We start from the raw sequence: 15828 nt of genomic DNA, 5'->3' as shown, positions 1-15828 counted from the left end.
CCGTCCTCCCGTCTTCACCTCTCCGGCAAGCGGACCGGGGTGCAGGGGTCGAAGATCCATAACGCCTGATCGAGGCTTGTCCAGAATTCATTCGTTTCACCCGATTCTTCGCAGGGTCCGGAGAGTCCATGCCAGTTGTTGACCCATCTTTTAAAAGGTCCTCCCTCCGGATGAAAGGTCCATTCGGTCGGGGCGAGGATCCGGTAGATCCCGGTCTGTCCGTTGCGGACAGTCGCCAGGTGGACGAGAACCCCACGGGCTGTTTCAGCCCACGCCAGGCCGGTCCCGGGGGCTGTGGATTCTGAGGCAATTCCGAAGAGAAGGCTTTTCCCGACCATCCGGGGACCTTCTGCTGCCCATGAGGCGAGTTCAAGAAGCCGGGATGCGAGACGGGCGGCAAGAGGACGCTCTGTATCCAGGCTGATGACCAGTGGATGGGAGCTCATTCTGGATTTGGGTCCAGTCTCATGAAAAACTCCCCGAAGATGAGGGTGGGTCAGGAAGTGAACATTGTGGAGACTGTCCATAATGACCTCCCGGGTCTCCATGATCCTCTGTGTTGTCATTTCCGGAAAAAAAACATTCTTCATTCGTTTTTCTTTGAAAAGCTCCCGGGCCAGAAGGGAGACCGGAGTGTTTTTTTCCTTTTTTCCACTTTGCGCCCATTGGTCCCATTGTTCAGGCGAATCCATTTCCATGAAGCGGGAGGATGGACCTCCGAAAACAGAACGTTCGCTTATCTCCCGGAAAGCTCTCCAGAAGGGTGTGTCGGGATTTTCGTCGGGTACCCCGTTGGCCAGCCCCCGAAAATCGTCGAAGTTCCAGCCGCTTGGAGAAAAAGAGGTCCCGGGGAGAGTCAGGACGGTTCTGAGCGACTCGAGAAGACTTTCTTTCAGGACCATCCATTCGGCTTTTCTTCGCTCGTTTGGAAGGATGGGCCGTGACTGGGCACAGCATAAAGCTTCCCGGGCCAAGGTGGTCTGGGCCATGCGACAAAGGGTGAAGAGAAATCCCACCCGGGCGAGGCTCTTCCCGGCATCAATGCCCTCAAGAAGTTTCAGATGGGAAAGGTTCCTGGGAACAATCCCGATCCTCCCCGAAGGCCCGCCCGGGTCACTCTCCAGACAAAGCTCGATCAGTCCGGGGGGAGCTTTTGGAGTTTTGATCGGTCTCAAGAAAGGTCCGATGCGATCCATTTGAGAAATTCCTCATATTGGAGAAGACCATCGGTCATGTCCTCCCCTGTCGCCGCAACCTCATCCGGAACGTCCGTCACACAAATGGCATCGAGAAGCAGGATTCCTTCCGGATTTTTGTAGAGGACCCTCCATAGACCCGGAAAAGCAGTCGAATGGATCTGGCAGGCTCCGTACCCCCTGGAGACCAGAGAGATCCGGTCTTCTTTCAAGAGCCGGTCGATCCATTCGGCATCTGCTTCAGACAGGGGAAGCTTGTTCAGAAAGATTTTATGGGCCCCCTTTCGGGGGGAATGGTTTTCAAGATGCCATGCCAACTCGCCCAGGAGTGGACGAGCATTCATGAGATGGGGAAAGAGGTGCTTGAGTGGGCCTTCATAACGCTCGTCCGGGACGAGGCCGGGCGCCACGACCGGTTTTGTGCGGAGAAGCCGGGGAGATCTTCCCACCTCAATTTCCGAAAGGACCACTCCGTTCGAAGACCCCTCCGGACTGTTTCCCAGAAGCCATAGACCTGGATAGTTTGATTCCCGGACATGGAGTGCCTTGCCTTTTTTTTCCGGATCGTCCGAAAGAATCCTCCCGGAGATCTCTCCTTCTCCCAAGAGTTCGACAAGGTGGCCGCATTCTTCCGGCGTGAGGGATTCAAGGGATAACCCATAGCTTTCATCGGGGTGTTCGATGGCTTTTGCCAGCAGATCTTGAATGGCGACCATGGATTCGTAAAGTCTGGGGGTGATGCGTGTGTGTTCCGGAATGTCCGGAGAGGAGGTCATGCTCATGGGTTTTCTCCATCGGTGAGTCCATTGGCCGCTCCGGAGGAGCGGGAAGGGATGTCCGGAAAAAAGCGCTCAAAGTCAGTCTCCCCGGCAAATGCCGCCTCAAGGGCGTCCAGGGCAAGATTGATCTCCATTGCCTCATCCTCCGTCAGAACCTGGCGGGCCTGACCCAGAAAGGCCATGACCCATGTTCCCGGCGTCTGAGCTCCGACCAGGGCCATCTGAATGGATCGGATTTCCCCACGACCCTCGCATTTCGAAAGGAAAGGGTGGGACTCAAGAACCCTCATGGGCACTCCTAGGCACATGGGAATGTTCTCCGGTCGGATATGGTCATGTGAATAGGGTCGGGAGAGATCCTGTCAAAGGGAATCTCCTTTCCGGGAGACAGGACGAGCCCCCATTCAGCGAGGATCTCCGCTCCTTTTTCCAGAATAAGGGGAATCTGTCCTTCTACCAGAGCGGTGAGTGATCCACCGAATTCATCCCACTCCAATGGCTGCACTCCGACCAGGGCCATTTCCCTCGGAGATGATCCAAGGAGGTCGCACAGGATCAGCACCTCCTGGAAGCCGGTTTGATGAAGGCTCATCTTGCCTGAGTGAAGGTAAGCCGGGACCTCTTCATTTCGGCGCACAACAATGGATCCGGGCTCTTGTTGAAAGTCCACGGCATCAAAGATCAGGAGACGGTCGGTTTCCTGGATGAACGGGGTGAGTGAAAGCCCCTGGGTTCCTCCGTCCATGATGGTGACTCCCTCGGGAAGATGAAACTGTTCCTGAAAGGCCCAGACGGCCCGGACGCCCAACCCCTCGTCTCCCCACAGGAGGTTTCCAATCCCCAGAATCAATGTTTTTGGGAGACTCTCCATTTTTCCGATCACTTTCTGAAGAACCGGAAACCGCTGATCATGGTCCCGACCGAGGTCTGACGTCCCACAATGTCTTCCCTGATCGCCATGTAGATATGTCCCAAAACAAAGACCAGAATAAACCACATGCCGAGGTGGTGGAGCGTTCTCAAATCCTGGGGCTGTCCAACTAGGGGAGTGATCCAGCCAAACAATCGATCGGCCCATGAACCTGCTCCGAGTCCCTCTGCGTACATCGCCCCGCCTGTACCGATCATCACAAGGGAGCCGAGTACGAAAAAGACAAACATGGCCGACTGGGCCACGGGATTGTGTCCATAGTATTTCCTTGGACTCTTTTCCAGAAAGAAGATCCAGCGGATTTCACGGGACAGATCCTTCCACCATTCGCCGCTTGTTACCGGGATGCGGAAAAGTTCCCGGGAATAGGTGTTTCCGATGAAGCTCCATAAAAACCGGATGAGAAATCCCCCGCCGAAGAGATAGGCTGCGACAAAATGGGAGAACCGGATGTCTCCCATCAGGAAATGATGGCTTGCCTCGCCCATGAGACTTGGAAACGGGTGGGCGATTAGATAACCGCTCACCGCCAGGACGAGGATCGATCCGGCATTGATCCAGTGCCAAATTCGGACCGGAGCTTCATAGATGTAGTGGACCCCTTCATCGTTTTCCGGAGCCACCGTGGAAACTTCGACCTCGTACCCCATATTTTTCCTCCATGTCCGGATTTTTACCGGACTTTCACACTGTGAAGAGGTTTCCCCTCTGGCCCGAGGATATGAGTGGAGCAGGCCAGGCAGGGATCGAAGCTGTGGAGTGTCCTGAGTATCTCAAGAGGCTGTTTCGGATCGGCGAGAGGGGTGTTCATAAGGGCGGCCTCGAACGCGCCGATCTGTCCCTTGGGGTCACGTGGAGATCCGTTCCAGGTGGTGGGAACGACCGCCTGATAGTTTTCGATTTTCCCCTCCCTGATCCGGATCCAGTGGCCGAGGGCGCCTCTCGGAGCCTCCGCGAATCCAACCCCCTTGCACTCTTTTGGCCAAGTCCGGGGTTCCCACTTCTCCGTATTGGCGGTCGCTGTATTTCCAGCGCGGATATTGTCCATCAGACGTTTATGGAAATAGCGCATCTTGTGGGCCGACCAGGAGGCTTCAAGACCCCGTGCCGCCGTTCGGCCGAGCGTTGAAAAAAGGGCGCTCACGGGAAGTCCAAGCGAACTCAGGAGTTTGTCGACCGGCTCCTTGAATTCCGGTTTTTTTTGGGCGTATCCGATGATCCATCTGGCCAATGGGCCCACTTCCATGGCATGGCCGTTCCATCTCGGGGCCTTGATGAAGGAGTACTTACCTTCCTCGTCCAGCTCCTTGATGTCGGTCGGTGTTCCCTTGGCGTTTTTCCCCAGAATATAGTTCGGATCGGTGATGCCGTCCCAGGGATGGATTCCTCTGGTTTCATCCGGGTACCGGTACCAGGAGTGGACGACAAACTCTTCGATCTCGGTGGGGTTTTTGAGGTCCACCGGATGGACGGTGGAGAGGTCTCCACCGATGATCGCTCCGCGGGGAAGAAGAAGGTTTCGGGGAGAGTAATCATTCGGGTGGTCCGGAAACTCTCCGTAGGACATGACATTCTGGCTCGACAGGCCTCCTCCGTACAGCCAGTCCTTATAGTAGGACGCGATGGCGACCAGGTCCGGAATGTAGACCTGATCGATGAACGTGATGGTTCTCTCGATGATCTGGGAGACATAGTTCAATCGTTCCATGTTGAGCGGTGCTCCCGCCGAAAGATCTCCGTCGATATTGATCGCGCAGGGAACGCCGCCAACCAGCCAGTTGGGATGGGGATTTTTTCCTCCGAAAATCGTGTGGATCTTGACGATTTCCTTCTGGAAATCCAGTGCTTCAAGATAGTGGGTCACCGCGAGCAGATTGACCTCTGCCGGAAGTTTGTAGGAGGGATTCCCCCAGTAGCCGTTCATGAAGGGGCCTAGTTGTCCGGATTCGACGAATTTTTTGAGCCGGTTCTGGACATCCCGGAAATATCCGGGTGACGAGTTTGGCCAACGGGAGATCTTTTGGGCGATTGCCGAGGTTTGTCTGGGGTCTGCCTTCAGGGCATTGGGCACATCGACCCAGTCCATGGCGTGGAGGTGGTAGAAGTGGACCAGATGATCCTGAACCATGAGAGTCAGATGCATGAGATTCCTGATGATGTTGGCATTGTCGGGAATGGTGATTCCCAAGGCATCTTCGACCGTCCGGACGGAGACGAGGGCATGGACTCCGGTACAAACGCCGCAGATCCTTTGGGTGAAGGCCCAGGCGTCCCGGGGATCTCTCCCTTTAAGGATGGTCTCGATTCCTCGCCACATTGTTCCGGAACTGACCGCGTTTCTGATGATGTTGTTGCTGTCAAGATTCACTTCACAGCGAAGATGTCCCTCGATTCTTGTAACAGGGTCAACCACCACCCTTCGTCCGGAATTGTCCATCCGGAAACCTTGTGTTTCATAGACGCTCATTCTTTCGTCTCCTTCTGAGGCAAGTTCGGTGCCTGATCCTTGCCGGCTGCTTCGGATCGGGAAGCCTTCGTTTTTCCGGATTCGTGACCTCCGCCGGATTTTTGAATGCCTGTGAGGAGAGCGTGGGCGGCAACACCTGCTCCCGCGACACCAAGGGTGGTGAGCCCGATCGTGTCGGCGTCAGCCTCTACACCAAATCCTTCAAGGTTTGAAAGATGTTTGTAGAATGGGCCCTTGTCCCAGAAATCCTTTTCGGAGCAACCGATGCATCCGTGTCCGGACTTGATGGGAAAAGAGACCCCATTATTCCACCCTGTGGTCGAGCAGGCATTGTAGGTCACCGGCCCCTTGCAACCCATTTTGTAAAGGCAATATCCCTTGCGGGCTCCCTCGTCGTCCCAGTGTTCGACGTATTGCCCGGCATCGTAGTTGGGGCGACGGTAGCACTTGTCGTGGATTCTCTGGCTGTAAAACATTTTGGGACGTCCCTCACGGTCGAGCTCAGGGAGTCTGCCAAAGGTGGTGATATAGGTGATGACTCCGGTCATCACCTCGGCGATCGGAGGACATCCCGGAATCTTGATGACCTGCCTGTCGGTCAGGATTTCATGAATGGGGGTTGCCTGGGTGGGGTTGGGTTTGGCCGCCTGAACGCATCCCCACGAGGCGCAGGATCCCCATGCGATCACTGCCTTGGCCTTGGATGCGACTCTTCTCAACTGCTCCACAAACGGTTTTCCGCCGACAATGCAGTACATTCCGTCTTCGTTCATGGGCGGATTGCCCTCGACGGCGAGGATGTATTCCCCCGGGTGCTTTTTCATCACGCTTTCAAGGCAGTCTTCAGCTTCATGTCCCGCTGCAGCCATCAGAGTGTCATCATAGTCAAGGGAGATCATCGAGAGGATCACATCCTTCGCCAGCGGATGCGATGAACGGATGAAGGATTCGCTGCAGCAGGTGCACTCAAGACCATGGAGCCAGAGGACCGGAACTCTGGGCATGGTCTCGAGCGCACTGGCAATGACCGGAACGAATGATGGTGCGAGTGACATTCCCGCCGCCATGAGACTGCAAAATTTGATAAAGCTTCTTCGGGTGATTCCCTGACTTTTCATCACTTCATAAACGGTTTCGGGCATGAGACCTCCTTTGGGAAGGATAGACTTGAAGGACCCGGTAGACCATGGGACGGAGTTCAGGCTTTTGGTCTTCAGGATTCTTTATAAAATGATTTTGGAATGGATCCTGGGGTCTTGTGCATTGGTGCAGGGCTTCTTTGCCGGCAATCGACTATTGGGGAAACCGACAGCGGCGTCGGAGGGGAAAAAGAGAAGGAGAAATCAGAGAAGAGATACCGTTCAAGAATATAATCTCGGGATGGAGAGATTACAAGGGGTTTTTGCGCTCAACAGGAGTTCATGAAATCCATGGCATTTTTCCAGTCTGGTTCTGGCAGAGGCTTTTTTCTATTTTGGGTGGACGTTTCCTATTGGTTTCGGAGTGGTTTTTGCCACCATCCTGTCTTGTCTTCCGCCTCAGAGGTGGAAAACTCGGCCATTTCGTTAGCCACGCAGGCCACCTCATCGGGAGAATGGGTGACCCATATCGCCGGAGTTCCCGTTTCGTCGAGAAGATTCATGATCACGCTGGTCAAAACCCGTCTGGCCGCCGGATCGATGGCTGTCAGGGGCTCGTCGAGAAGGTAGAGGGAACAGGGTTTCAGAAACATCCGGGCCAGGGCGGCCTTTCGGGCTTGCCCTCCGGAGAGTTCTCCCACTTTTTTGTTCATGAGATCTTCGATCCCGAAAAGGGTCGACAACCGTGTCAGCTCCTGATCGCGTTCTTTTGAGATCTTTCCGGTTCGTTTTATTCCGGAAAAAAGGGAAAAAGCCAAGCGGGTTTTTTCTGGTCTTGCTGATTCCGCCGCAAAGACAAGGTTCTCCCGGATCGTCATGTGGGGAAAAAGACAGACATTCTGCGGAAGGTAGGAAATGTCCCGCTGCTCTGTGGGGGCTTCGATTCCTTTTTGCCGGTCAAACCAGACAGAGTTTCCCATGACGATCGATCCGTCATCGGGGGAAAGAAGGCCGGCGAGCATGCGAAGGAAGGAGGTCTTTCCCGATCCGGAAGCGCCACAGACCCCAAGGAGATATTTTTGGCCGAGAGTGATGGAACATCGAATCTCTAGCCTTGGGGATCCCGGTCTTCTGAGCAGAAGATCAACGTCGAGTGACTTCGATGGATTCACGGGATGTTCCCTTTCGGCGTATCAGGTTCAGCGCGGTGAGAGCCAGAAAGGAAAAGAGAAGAAGATAACCGATGGATTCCCAGGCGCTTTTGTCATTCATCGAGAGAAGATCGTCATAGGCTTTAAGGGACAGGGTTCGTGTCGATCCGGGGATATTTCCTCCCACCATCATGACGACCCCAAATTCTCCGACTGTGTGGGCGAATCCCAGTATCCAGCCTGTCCAGAGACCAGAAAGGGAAAGGGGAACGATAATCCGGAAAAAGGTTCTCGCCCGGCTGGCACCAAGCAGCCTGGCCATTTCAATGGTACTTTGGGGGATTTGCCGAAAAGCCTGGGACACTGGCTGGACGGCAAACGGAAGGCTGTAGAGGAGGGATGCGACAAGGAGGCCTTCGAAGGAGAAAGGAAGCGGGTGGCCCAGGATCTTTGCAAAAAAACCCCCAAACGGATTGTCCGGGCTGAAGACAACGAGAAGGAGATAGCCCAGGACGGCCGGGGGCAGCACCAGGGTGAGCGTCAGGATCGCCTCCCCCAGAGTGACCCAACGGCTTCCGGAATAAACGATCCACCATGCAAACGGGAGACTCGAGACGGTCAGTATGGTGGCGGTGAGAAGGGAAAGGGAGACCGTCACATAGAGAGCCGAATGGTTCATCACAGCCTCCTTTTGGGAAATGGCCTAACGGTATCCATGGGCTTTCAGGAAATCCTGTGTTGGTTGTCCCAGAATGAAGGTTTCAAAGTCTCTGGCCGCTTTCAGGTGGGGGCTCGTCTTGATGATGGCCATCTTCTGGTCAAGATCGGGGACGCATCCCGGAGAAAGTTCGATGGAGCTCCCTTTCGAATGCCGGGAAAGAATCATGGCCTGGGCCTTGGACAGAAAGCCTGCATCGGCGGTTTTTGTTCTCATATATTGTGAAACCTGAGCCAGGGTGTTGGCATAAACGAGCTTTGTGCGAAGCGGAGTCCAGAGGTTCCGGGACTTGAGACATTTCATCCCCGCGTGGCCATAGGGAGCAAGGCGAGGATTGGCCAGTGCGATTTTCCGGATCCCGGAGTCCAGAAGGGTTGACGTTCCGATCTTGCCGTTTGTTTTTGGAGGCAGGGCCTTTTGCGAGACCCAGAGGACAAGGATCCCCCTGGTATATGTTTTGACACTGTCTGCGATCACCCAGCCCTGTTTTGAGAGGTTCTCGGGAAAGGATGAATCGGCCGAAAGAAACAGGTCGAACGGAGCATGATGGCGAATCGCGATCGCGGACTCACCGGAAGAACTGTAGGAGATGCGCACTGTCACGTGCGTCTTTTTTGTAAAGTTGTGGGAGATTTCCGGCAAGACAGCCATCAGGTCGGCTGCGGCCGTGATCCTGAGCGTTTCTCCGAAGGCACTGGCCGGGACCCGTAAAAGCGAGACAGCGATCAGCACAAAACACAGGAACAGGGTCATGAAAGGGCTGTCAGGGGTGAAGGACGTATTTCTGACAAGCTTGTTCATCAGGATTTTTCCTTTCTCCAACGGAGGTAATTGATGATCACAGACTCTGGCAGAAAGGACAGGCCTTGTGTCTGACCAGGGAGAAGTTCCTGGTCGACAGGTCCATCCCCTCGAAGAGGGTCATCTGCTCTTCTGCCTGGGATCCATAGCCGGAGAGGATCCGGATGGCCAAAATGGCGGCCATCGCGCCAACCGTTCCCGAGATGGCTCCGAGAACGGGAAAACCGAGCGGATCCCATTCCGGATCTCCTTCGGGAAAGACACATTCAAGACAGGCTCCCCGACCCGGTCGAAGATGGGCGACCATCCCTTCCGTGCCATTCATTGCCGAGAAAATCAGGGATTTTTCGGAGACTGCCGACAGCCTGTTCAGGAGAAATCGTTCCTCAAAGTTTGTTCGTGCATCGATGACGATGTCCGCCGATGAAAGAAGAGGGAGAAGATCGTTTGTCACCTTTGTGTCAAAGGCCTCGATATGGCAATCGGGAACCAGGCTCCTGAGCCGGTTGGCAGCCAGATGAACCCGACTTTTGCCGATTCCGTCAAAGCTCATGAGGGTCTGCCGGTTCAGGTCGGGAAGACAGAGCTCCCCCTCATGGACGAGAGTGATCTCCCGAACGCCGCCCATGACCAGATATTCCGCGACCACTCCTCCGATCCCTCCGATTCCGGCGAGAAAAACCCGGCTTCTGAACAGACGGTCCTGATGCTCCTGGCTCCATCCGGGAAGGTTCATCTGACGGGCTACTCGGGCATTTTCCAGAATGGCGGTCATAGCCTGTGTCCCAGTGGTTCCTGGAATCGTCCCTCGTTCGAATCCAGGATGGCCATGAACTGGTTCAGAATCGTCTGTGCCGGAACAATTCCCTTGAGTTTCCATCCTTCTTCCCTCACAAGGGGAACCAGCCGGTCGAGAATCTCTTTCGACGGCCGATATCCCATGCGTTCCAGAACATTTTTGATCCCGGCCCGGCCTGTCTGGTGGGTCACGATGATTTTTCGCTTGGAACCCACAAGATCGGGGGGGAAAAGCTCATAATTGGCGGGATCCTTGATGACCCCGTCGACATGAATTCCCGAGGAATGATGAAAGATTCGCGAGCCGACCACCGGTCGATAGGGAGAGAGGGTTCTCCGGATAGCCCCATAAAGCCATCGGGAAATATGGGCAAGTCCAGGAAGGTCGATCGTTGAGGATTCGGGAAGCGACGGATCTCCCCTTTCGCAGGCCAGGGCAAAGGCCACCTCTTCCATGGCCGCATTTCCTGCGCGCTCTCCGACACCGGTCACTGTAGTGGAGAGATACCGGGCACCGGAATGATAAGCGGCAACCGTATTGGCGGTCGCCATACCCAAATCATTGTGGCAGTGGATCTCGATCGGAAGACCCTCTTTTGAAATCTCCTCAATTCTTCCAATCAGTTCGGCCGGATGGTGCTTTCCGACTGTGTCGCAGTAACGTACCCGGATTCCCCCGGACTCCCGGACGGCGGCGATGAACTCCTTCAGAAAATCCATGGGGGCCCTCGATCCGTCTTCAAGTCCGATCGAGACCCGGCACCCCTCGCCTGAGAGTTTGAGAACGGTTTTCCGGACCCGCTCGATAATGTCCGGCTGCCCCATGTTCTGGACTGAGGCCCGATGGGCATCCGATGTGGGAAAAGAGACATGGACCCTCTTGAAACCGAGCGTCAGTGCCGTCTCAAAATCGGTATCGAGTGGTCGCAGCCACGGGAAAAGTTCGACCGGAACCGGAAGGGAAAGCAAGGCCCGGAGATCCTCGACCTCGTGGTCTCCCAGACAGGGAGTTCCGACCTCGATTTCCCGAACGCCTATTCTTGCAAGGGTGGTAACGATGACCATTTTGGTGGGGCGATCAAAGAAAACCCCAGGCGACTGTCCGCCATCACGAATGGTCGTATCGACAAAGACAGGATCGAAACCCGAATCCGCCTTGTTATGGACTTCTGTTCCCTCCTCGATCATCTTGTGCCCTCCCCATCAGTTTTCCCTGAGTTGTAAAACAGGTCAGGAAGACTGAGCTTTTTCGAAGGCTTCCTTGGCTTCGGCCCATTCCTGGTGTTTCAAAATCGCCTTTCTGGCCACTTCCTCAATTTTTTGGTATGCCCCGGGAAGCTCCTCCGTCAGGTCGTGAAGCTCCATGGCTGTTTCAGATGCCTGACGTGCGAGTTTTCGGTACTTTCCTTCAAGTTCTTTCAGATCCATCGAGACCTCCTGACTGTTTGACGAAAAAACGGTTTTAGCGCCTATTGCCGGGGAGACCTTTTTCACCGGTTTCATGCTCCCTGTACATCAGATCCTCTCCGAACTCTCCTGACCGGGCCAGAATGTCGATGGCGACATCTTTCATCGACCGTCGCTTTTTCATGCTTTCTGCCCGGATGCGACGATAGGCATTGTCCTCGGAAAGACCTTCCTGCTTCACCAGAATCCATTTGGCCCGTTCGATGATCTTGCGCTCGAGCACCTCCTCCTTGAGTCTCTGGTTTTCCTCGCATACGGCGCAGAAGTCCCGGATATGGAAGACGGCTTCCTTGAACAGGGAGGCAAAGCGGAGGTCGCAAAACGGCTGCAGCATGACTCCGGTGAGACAATCCCGTCCCCCATGCTCATCCCTTCTCTCCATGAGAAGGATGATCGGTATGGGTGGGCCCCCTCCAACACTCTGGACAATCTGAAAGAAGGTTCCCAGGGATTCCCCCCGATCGAGAAGGATCCCGTCCACGCTCTCAGGGTCCGTCCTCGAAAGAAAGGCCTCAAGTGAAAGGACCAGAACCCTCTCCACTCCGATGGCGGTCAGCTCCCGGACGATTTCGGTGTGACGATTGGTGTCTTTTTGAACCAGAACGATCGTACTCATAATATGCCTCTTCCGGTTGAAGATTCAGAAGATAATCGCAAGTTCCATGCCTTCTTTGAAATATCCTGTTTGGGGCCACTTTACAGGCTTATCCCTGTAGGGAAATGGATCCATAAAGACAAAAATGAATACCATTTTGTAAGAATGGTATTCATTTCAGAAGCCAAACCGGTCTACAAGACGGAATCTGTTCCGTGTTCACCTGTCCGGATACGAAGACTTTCCTCGATGGGGCTGACGAAGATCTTTCCGTCACCCATCCAGCCTGTCCTGTTTACACTCATGATCAGATCGATCACCTCGTTTTTCATCGATGTCGGAACGACGATCTGGATCATCCTCTTGGGAATCCAGAACACGGGACGGGTCAACGAATGGGACAGTGCGAAAGACGCAGGGGTCAGATGGTTGACAATTTTGGAGACCGACTCATATTCGGCGGGAACCGCCCGATCGATATCGGTCATCACATTGCCTCCCTGGAGACCCCGTCCGTTGACCGTTGTCAGCGTCATCGCCCCAAGACCCATGGCATCGAGCCCCTTCATTGTGGGACCCACCTTGTCACGGCGCAAAATTGCAGTTATTTCGACCAACATGCTCACATCTCCCTTTCCAGAAAGCGATTATTCGGCTTTTGCCCCGGTTCTGATGGTATAGCTTTCTGTCACAGGCGAGACAAAAATCTTTCCATCCCCTTCGTAGCCCACAAAGGCTGCCTTCTGTATGACATCGATGATGACAGGGACAGATTCATCCTCTGTGACAATCATGAGCATGACCTTGGGAAGTTCGTCATAATGGATCGGGCCAACGGTGATTCCTTTCTGTTTTCCGCGTCCAAACACATGCGTTTTTGTCAACGCGGGAAAACCTTTGGCTTCCAGTGCCAGAACCACGTCGTTTTCTTTCTCAGGACGAACAATTGCCCGAACCATTTTCATCATTTTTTGCTCTCCATGGTGTTGTTGGGGTTGGATGCGTTATCAAGAATCGGGCTAATCCCGATCCTTTGTTCCTTCAGGGTGAAACTCCACATTGAAAACCTGAGCTTCATGCTGGAACACCTTGAACAGTTTTTCATCCTGTGCCGTTGCTGTCAGAAAGGTTTCATAGGCCATTTCAAGAGCCCTCCGGTAAGCTTCGCGCTTTTGTTCCGGAGAGCCGTCCGAAGGCCATTCCTTTTCGATCGCGTCACGGAACTGTCCGAATTTTTTCAGGATGTGCAGTCGATTGACATGGACGACCTTTGGGTCAAATTCCACATTGAAAAAATGGAAATAGTCCTCGGCAGCGCTCAGTTTTCTGGATTCTTCTTCCCATACGACCATCAGAGACCTCCTGATCCAAACGGAATTTTCCGTCAGGATGTTTGCATTTCCTTGTGTTGGTAGCACTTTTTGGGACACACCTTGGCACATGACTCACAGCCGATACACAATTCCGGATGAACGATGTTCATGACTTTCTTGTCGAGTTCGTCTTCGTTTTCAGCCGTAATGACCACCGCCTCTCCATCCTCGTCGATGCCCATGAGGGCCAGGATTCCCCGCCCGCAGACCTTGAAGCAGCGGCCACATCCGATGCACTTGTCGATGTCGATCGTTTCGACAAATCGCGGGGTCCAGGTCAGTTGACCTCTTGTGGTTCCCGTGACACAGGCCGATCCGTCCATGGAAACCCTCCTTTCGTGACCGTTTTTCGATCGGTCAGTCTTTTCCGAGCACTTCCTTGAGTTTCGGGAGAAAAGTGCTGTTGAGAGCCAGGGGAAGAATCGAAATCCCTTCCTGCTCGTAGAAACGCCCTTCTTTTGGGAGCACGGCCCCGTCGGTGACGACAAAGTGCCGGTTTGAGGACCGTTTCATGATCTGGCGGGCAAACATCCGGGTTGTCTGATCGTCAAAATGGCAACCGAGAAAAAGAAAGTGTTTGCCTGTCCGGTGGGTCTTGATCCACTCGGGAATGGGGGTCTGTATGTCGATTTCGGTCAGGACCTCGACAAAGTCGGCGTCGGAGACCAGCACCTCCACATTGGGAATCATCGTTCCGAACGGACGATAGAGGACATGATCAGAGGGAGAGACATGATCTGCCGGCTCCCACCCGTCTTTGGTCTTCCGGTCGATCCGGTACCATTTGTCCCTGTATTCCGCCTTGCTCACGGCGCTGATCTGGATCTCTCCCGTCCTGACCAGACACTTTGACGATATGGTTGAAAACCAGGTATCGACGACGAGAGGCAGGGGATATTCGGATAAAATCCGATGGACGGGAGCTTCGTCCGCGTCTTTTGTAAAAAGCTCCCCCATCAGGGACGTGAGTGTTTTCCTGTGCTTGTAGGACTCTATATACTGGGCGGATTCGTGAAGCTTGCCTTTGAGCCGTCCGGGAACGGTAATTTTTTCACAAAGCCTTGCGCAGAGCTCAGGTTCGCTTGTCGGAAATCCCGGAGGATTAACAAACAGGTCCGGCCCGAGATAGACGACAAGGGATCCATCCTTCCAAAACTTTGCAATTTCTCCGATGGTATTGGTCATCTCTTCCGGCGAAACTTCCATACTGGTTTGGACAATGGCCATGATTTCCCTCATTCCCTGATTGCGAGCAAAATGCCGCCCGCTCTTTTTGAGTCGCTGATAACCGATACGCAATGGTTCTGCGTATCGATGAAATGCAGGTCGATCGATCCGGATCTGCGGGCAGGTTCCTCTATGACGTCAGAGGCCGGAACGGCGATGAAGACAATTCCGGGAAACTGCTCCTTCAAAAGAAGAAGCGTCCTCCGTCCCATTCCCTCCCAATGTTCGGCGACAACCGCCGTGACTTCGTCAAGCATTGTCTCCTCCATCGTTCCTCCTCCATCTTTGCTTGCTCATCCCGAAACTTTCCGTGCCTCGACCGTAATCGGAAGAGATTGGCCATCGGTCAACTCGGGAAGCTCCAGCACCATTCCATTGGCCAAAGTGACATTTCCTCCGAACAAGGCTTCCTTGTCGGACTGGACGATCGGTTCTTCAAGGTCCTTTTTCGGGACATAGACTGAAAAAATACCGTCTGCATTTTTACGGACCATGACTTTCACAGTCGGCCTTTCGTTTAAGGGTTCATGAAGAGAAAAGGTGGTTTCCAGATCATCCGGAAATCAAAGGGTTTCTTCAGGATTCGGGCAAACAGGAAGAACCTGTGTGACGCGATCGTCCTTTGACTTCAGATATTGTTCGATCTGTTCGACAACCGCCCTTTTGTCCATGCAGGATTTCGTAAAGGGGCCCATGAGCCGGACGATGACCCGGCCATCGGTGGCAACACCGGCCAGCCGGACATCTCCTCCCGCAAGAATCAGCTCGCACCGGATGGGATCCATCACGCTGTGCAAAGACCAGTAGAAGTCGCCGACAAAGTCATCCCGGTCGGCATCCGGCTCTTCAAATATTTCGTCCACGGTCCTCTCCTTCAGTGGAAAAAACGTTTCCGAATCATCGGTTCCCCGGATCTGTCCGATCCGGTCATGAGGGGTTTTCGGTTTTGACTGGCTCTTCATCGGGACTGTCGTCGTAATCGAGAGACTCTATCTCCCGGAACTTGCACCCGACGGTGACCCCGGTTTCAGGGATATAGACGGCATAGATATAGAACTGCTGGAGAAAGGTGCCGATACTCCGGATGTATCCCTCATCTCCTTTTCTTGCCAGAATGTCCCCCACTTCGCGGTTCGGGAACGTTCCGTCATTTCGGATATGTTTCTTGAGCTTGACCTTTTCGCCAAATTCAAAAAAAGGTGGTCCGGTCAGTTCGACAATATCGCTTCCACTCATGGAGGTTCTC

At 54.0% G+C, this 15828-nt stretch carries 23 protein-coding genes; all 23 read right to left on the bottom strand.

Translation table 11 applies throughout. The features are described 5' to 3' along the window. Positions 1–14: 14 nt before the first annotated feature. The 23 genes from LFE_RS12520 to LFE_RS12405 all read right to left on the bottom strand — a co-directional run bounded on the left by LFE_RS12520 (position 15) and on the right by LFE_RS12405 (position 15818). Positions 15–1196: a hypothetical protein gene (locus tag LFE_RS12520; protein ID WP_014450587.1), complete on the bottom strand. Its 1182-nt coding sequence runs from the start codon at positions 1194–1196 to the stop codon at positions 15–17. Then, complete coding sequence (locus LFE_RS12515; RefSeq protein ID WP_014450586.1) at positions 1172–1978, bottom strand: hydrogenase expression/formation protein; 807 nt, start codon at positions 1976–1978, stop codon at positions 1172–1174. The genes LFE_RS12520 and LFE_RS12515 overlap by 25 nt, the downstream gene beginning before the upstream one ends. Continuing rightward, complete coding sequence (locus LFE_RS12510) at positions 1975–2265, bottom strand: HypC/HybG/HupF family hydrogenase formation chaperone (protein WP_014450585.1); 291 nt, start codon at positions 2263–2265, stop codon at positions 1975–1977. The genes LFE_RS12515 and LFE_RS12510 overlap by 4 nt, the downstream gene beginning before the upstream one ends. An 8-nt stretch (positions 2266–2273) precedes the next feature. After that, positions 2274–2846, bottom strand: a complete 573-nt coding sequence (locus tag LFE_RS12505) for a HyaD/HybD family hydrogenase maturation endopeptidase (RefSeq protein ID WP_014450584.1) — start codon at positions 2844–2846, stop codon at positions 2274–2276. An 8-nt stretch (positions 2847–2854) separates the two neighbouring features. Further along, the gene (gene cybH / locus LFE_RS12500; RefSeq protein WP_014450583.1) at positions 2855–3556 is read right to left on the bottom strand and encodes a Ni/Fe-hydrogenase, b-type cytochrome subunit; all 702 of its coding nucleotides are present in this window, start codon (positions 3554–3556) and stop codon (positions 2855–2857) included. A gap of 23 nt (positions 3557–3579) precedes the next feature. Next, positions 3580–5373: a nickel-dependent hydrogenase large subunit gene (locus LFE_RS12495; protein ID WP_014450582.1), complete on the bottom strand. Its 1794-nt coding sequence runs from the start codon at positions 5371–5373 to the stop codon at positions 3580–3582. After that, positions 5370–6515 carry a hydrogenase small subunit gene (locus LFE_RS12490; RefSeq protein ID WP_014450581.1) on the bottom strand — a complete coding sequence of 382 codons (1146 nt, stop codon included), beginning with the start codon at positions 6513–6515 and terminating at the stop codon, positions 5370–5372. The genes LFE_RS12495 and LFE_RS12490 overlap by 4 nt, the downstream gene beginning before the upstream one ends. A gap of 347 nt (positions 6516–6862) precedes the next feature. Continuing rightward, positions 6863–7624, bottom strand: coding sequence for an ATP-binding cassette domain-containing protein (locus LFE_RS13380; protein ID WP_014450580.1), 762 nt, complete (start codon positions 7622–7624; stop codon positions 6863–6865). After that, positions 7596–8282 carry a molybdate ABC transporter permease subunit gene (gene modB / locus LFE_RS12475; protein ID WP_014450579.1) on the bottom strand — a complete coding sequence of 229 codons (687 nt, stop codon included), beginning with the start codon at positions 8280–8282 and terminating at the stop codon, positions 7596–7598. The genes LFE_RS13380 and modB overlap by 29 nt, the downstream gene beginning before the upstream one ends. A gap of 24 nt (positions 8283–8306) precedes the next feature. After that, entirely contained in the window at positions 8307–9122 is an 816-nt protein-coding gene (gene modA, locus LFE_RS12470) for a molybdate ABC transporter substrate-binding protein (RefSeq protein ID WP_014450578.1), read from the bottom strand. A 37-nt stretch (positions 9123–9159) separates the two neighbouring features. Beyond that, positions 9160–9897, bottom strand: coding sequence for a HesA/MoeB/ThiF family protein (locus LFE_RS12465; protein WP_014450577.1), 738 nt, complete (start codon positions 9895–9897; stop codon positions 9160–9162). Next, positions 9894–11108, bottom strand: coding sequence for a homocitrate synthase/isopropylmalate synthase family protein (locus LFE_RS12460; RefSeq protein ID WP_014450576.1), 1215 nt, complete (start codon positions 11106–11108; stop codon positions 9894–9896). The genes LFE_RS12465 and LFE_RS12460 overlap by 4 nt, the downstream gene beginning before the upstream one ends. 42 nt (positions 11109–11150) lie before the next feature. Beyond that, on the bottom strand, positions 11151–11348 hold the full coding sequence (locus LFE_RS12455; protein ID WP_014450575.1) for a CCE_0567 family metalloprotein: 198 nt from the start codon (positions 11346–11348) through the stop codon (positions 11151–11153). Positions 11349–11382: 34 nt separating this feature from the next. Further along, positions 11383–12003, bottom strand: coding sequence for an ANTAR domain-containing response regulator (locus tag LFE_RS12450; protein ID WP_014450574.1), 621 nt, complete (start codon positions 12001–12003; stop codon positions 11383–11385). 173 nt (positions 12004–12176) lie between these two features. Then, the gene (locus LFE_RS12445) at positions 12177–12602 is read right to left on the bottom strand and encodes a P-II family nitrogen regulator (protein ID WP_014450573.1); all 426 of its coding nucleotides are present in this window, start codon (positions 12600–12602) and stop codon (positions 12177–12179) included. Between the two features lie 27 nt (positions 12603–12629). After that, a complete protein-coding gene (locus tag LFE_RS12440) occupies positions 12630–12947 on the bottom strand; it encodes a P-II family nitrogen regulator (protein WP_041775123.1) in 318 nt (105 codons plus the stop codon). Between the two features lie 54 nt (positions 12948–13001). Continuing rightward, positions 13002–13334, bottom strand: a complete 333-nt coding sequence (gene nifW / locus LFE_RS12435) for a nitrogenase-stabilizing/protective protein NifW (RefSeq protein ID WP_014450571.1) — start codon at positions 13332–13334, stop codon at positions 13002–13004. A 32-nt stretch (positions 13335–13366) separates the two neighbouring features. Next, on the bottom strand, positions 13367–13678 hold the full coding sequence (gene fdxB / locus LFE_RS12430; protein WP_014450570.1) for a ferredoxin III, nif-specific: 312 nt from the start codon (positions 13676–13678) through the stop codon (positions 13367–13369). 34 nt (positions 13679–13712) lie between these two features. Next, complete coding sequence (locus LFE_RS12425; protein WP_014450569.1) at positions 13713–14582, bottom strand: SIR2 family protein; 870 nt, start codon at positions 14580–14582, stop codon at positions 13713–13715. Positions 14583–14590: 8 nt separating this feature from the next. Next, a complete protein-coding gene (locus LFE_RS12420) occupies positions 14591–14851 on the bottom strand; it encodes a hypothetical protein (protein WP_014450568.1) in 261 nt (86 codons plus the stop codon). A gap of 24 nt (positions 14852–14875) precedes the next feature. After that, positions 14876–15085: a putative nitrogen fixation protein NifT gene (nifT, locus tag LFE_RS12415; RefSeq protein ID WP_014450567.1), complete on the bottom strand. Its 210-nt coding sequence runs from the start codon at positions 15083–15085 to the stop codon at positions 14876–14878. A 60-nt stretch (positions 15086–15145) separates the two neighbouring features. Next, complete coding sequence (locus tag LFE_RS12410; protein WP_014450566.1) at positions 15146–15445, bottom strand: NifU family protein; 300 nt, start codon at positions 15443–15445, stop codon at positions 15146–15148. Positions 15446–15509: 64 nt separating this feature from the next. After that, positions 15510–15818, bottom strand: a complete 309-nt coding sequence (locus tag LFE_RS12405) for a nitrogen fixation protein NifZ (protein WP_014450565.1) — start codon at positions 15816–15818, stop codon at positions 15510–15512. Positions 15819–15828: the final 10 nt, after the last annotated feature.

The organism is Leptospirillum ferrooxidans C2-3 (genome assembly GCF_000284315.1).
Classification (GTDB): domain Bacteria; phylum Nitrospirota; class Leptospirillia; order Leptospirillales; family Leptospirillaceae; genus Leptospirillum; species Leptospirillum ferrooxidans.
The sequence above is the reverse complement of the archived record's forward strand: the minus strand, read 5'-3'. Positions and strand labels throughout refer to the sequence as shown.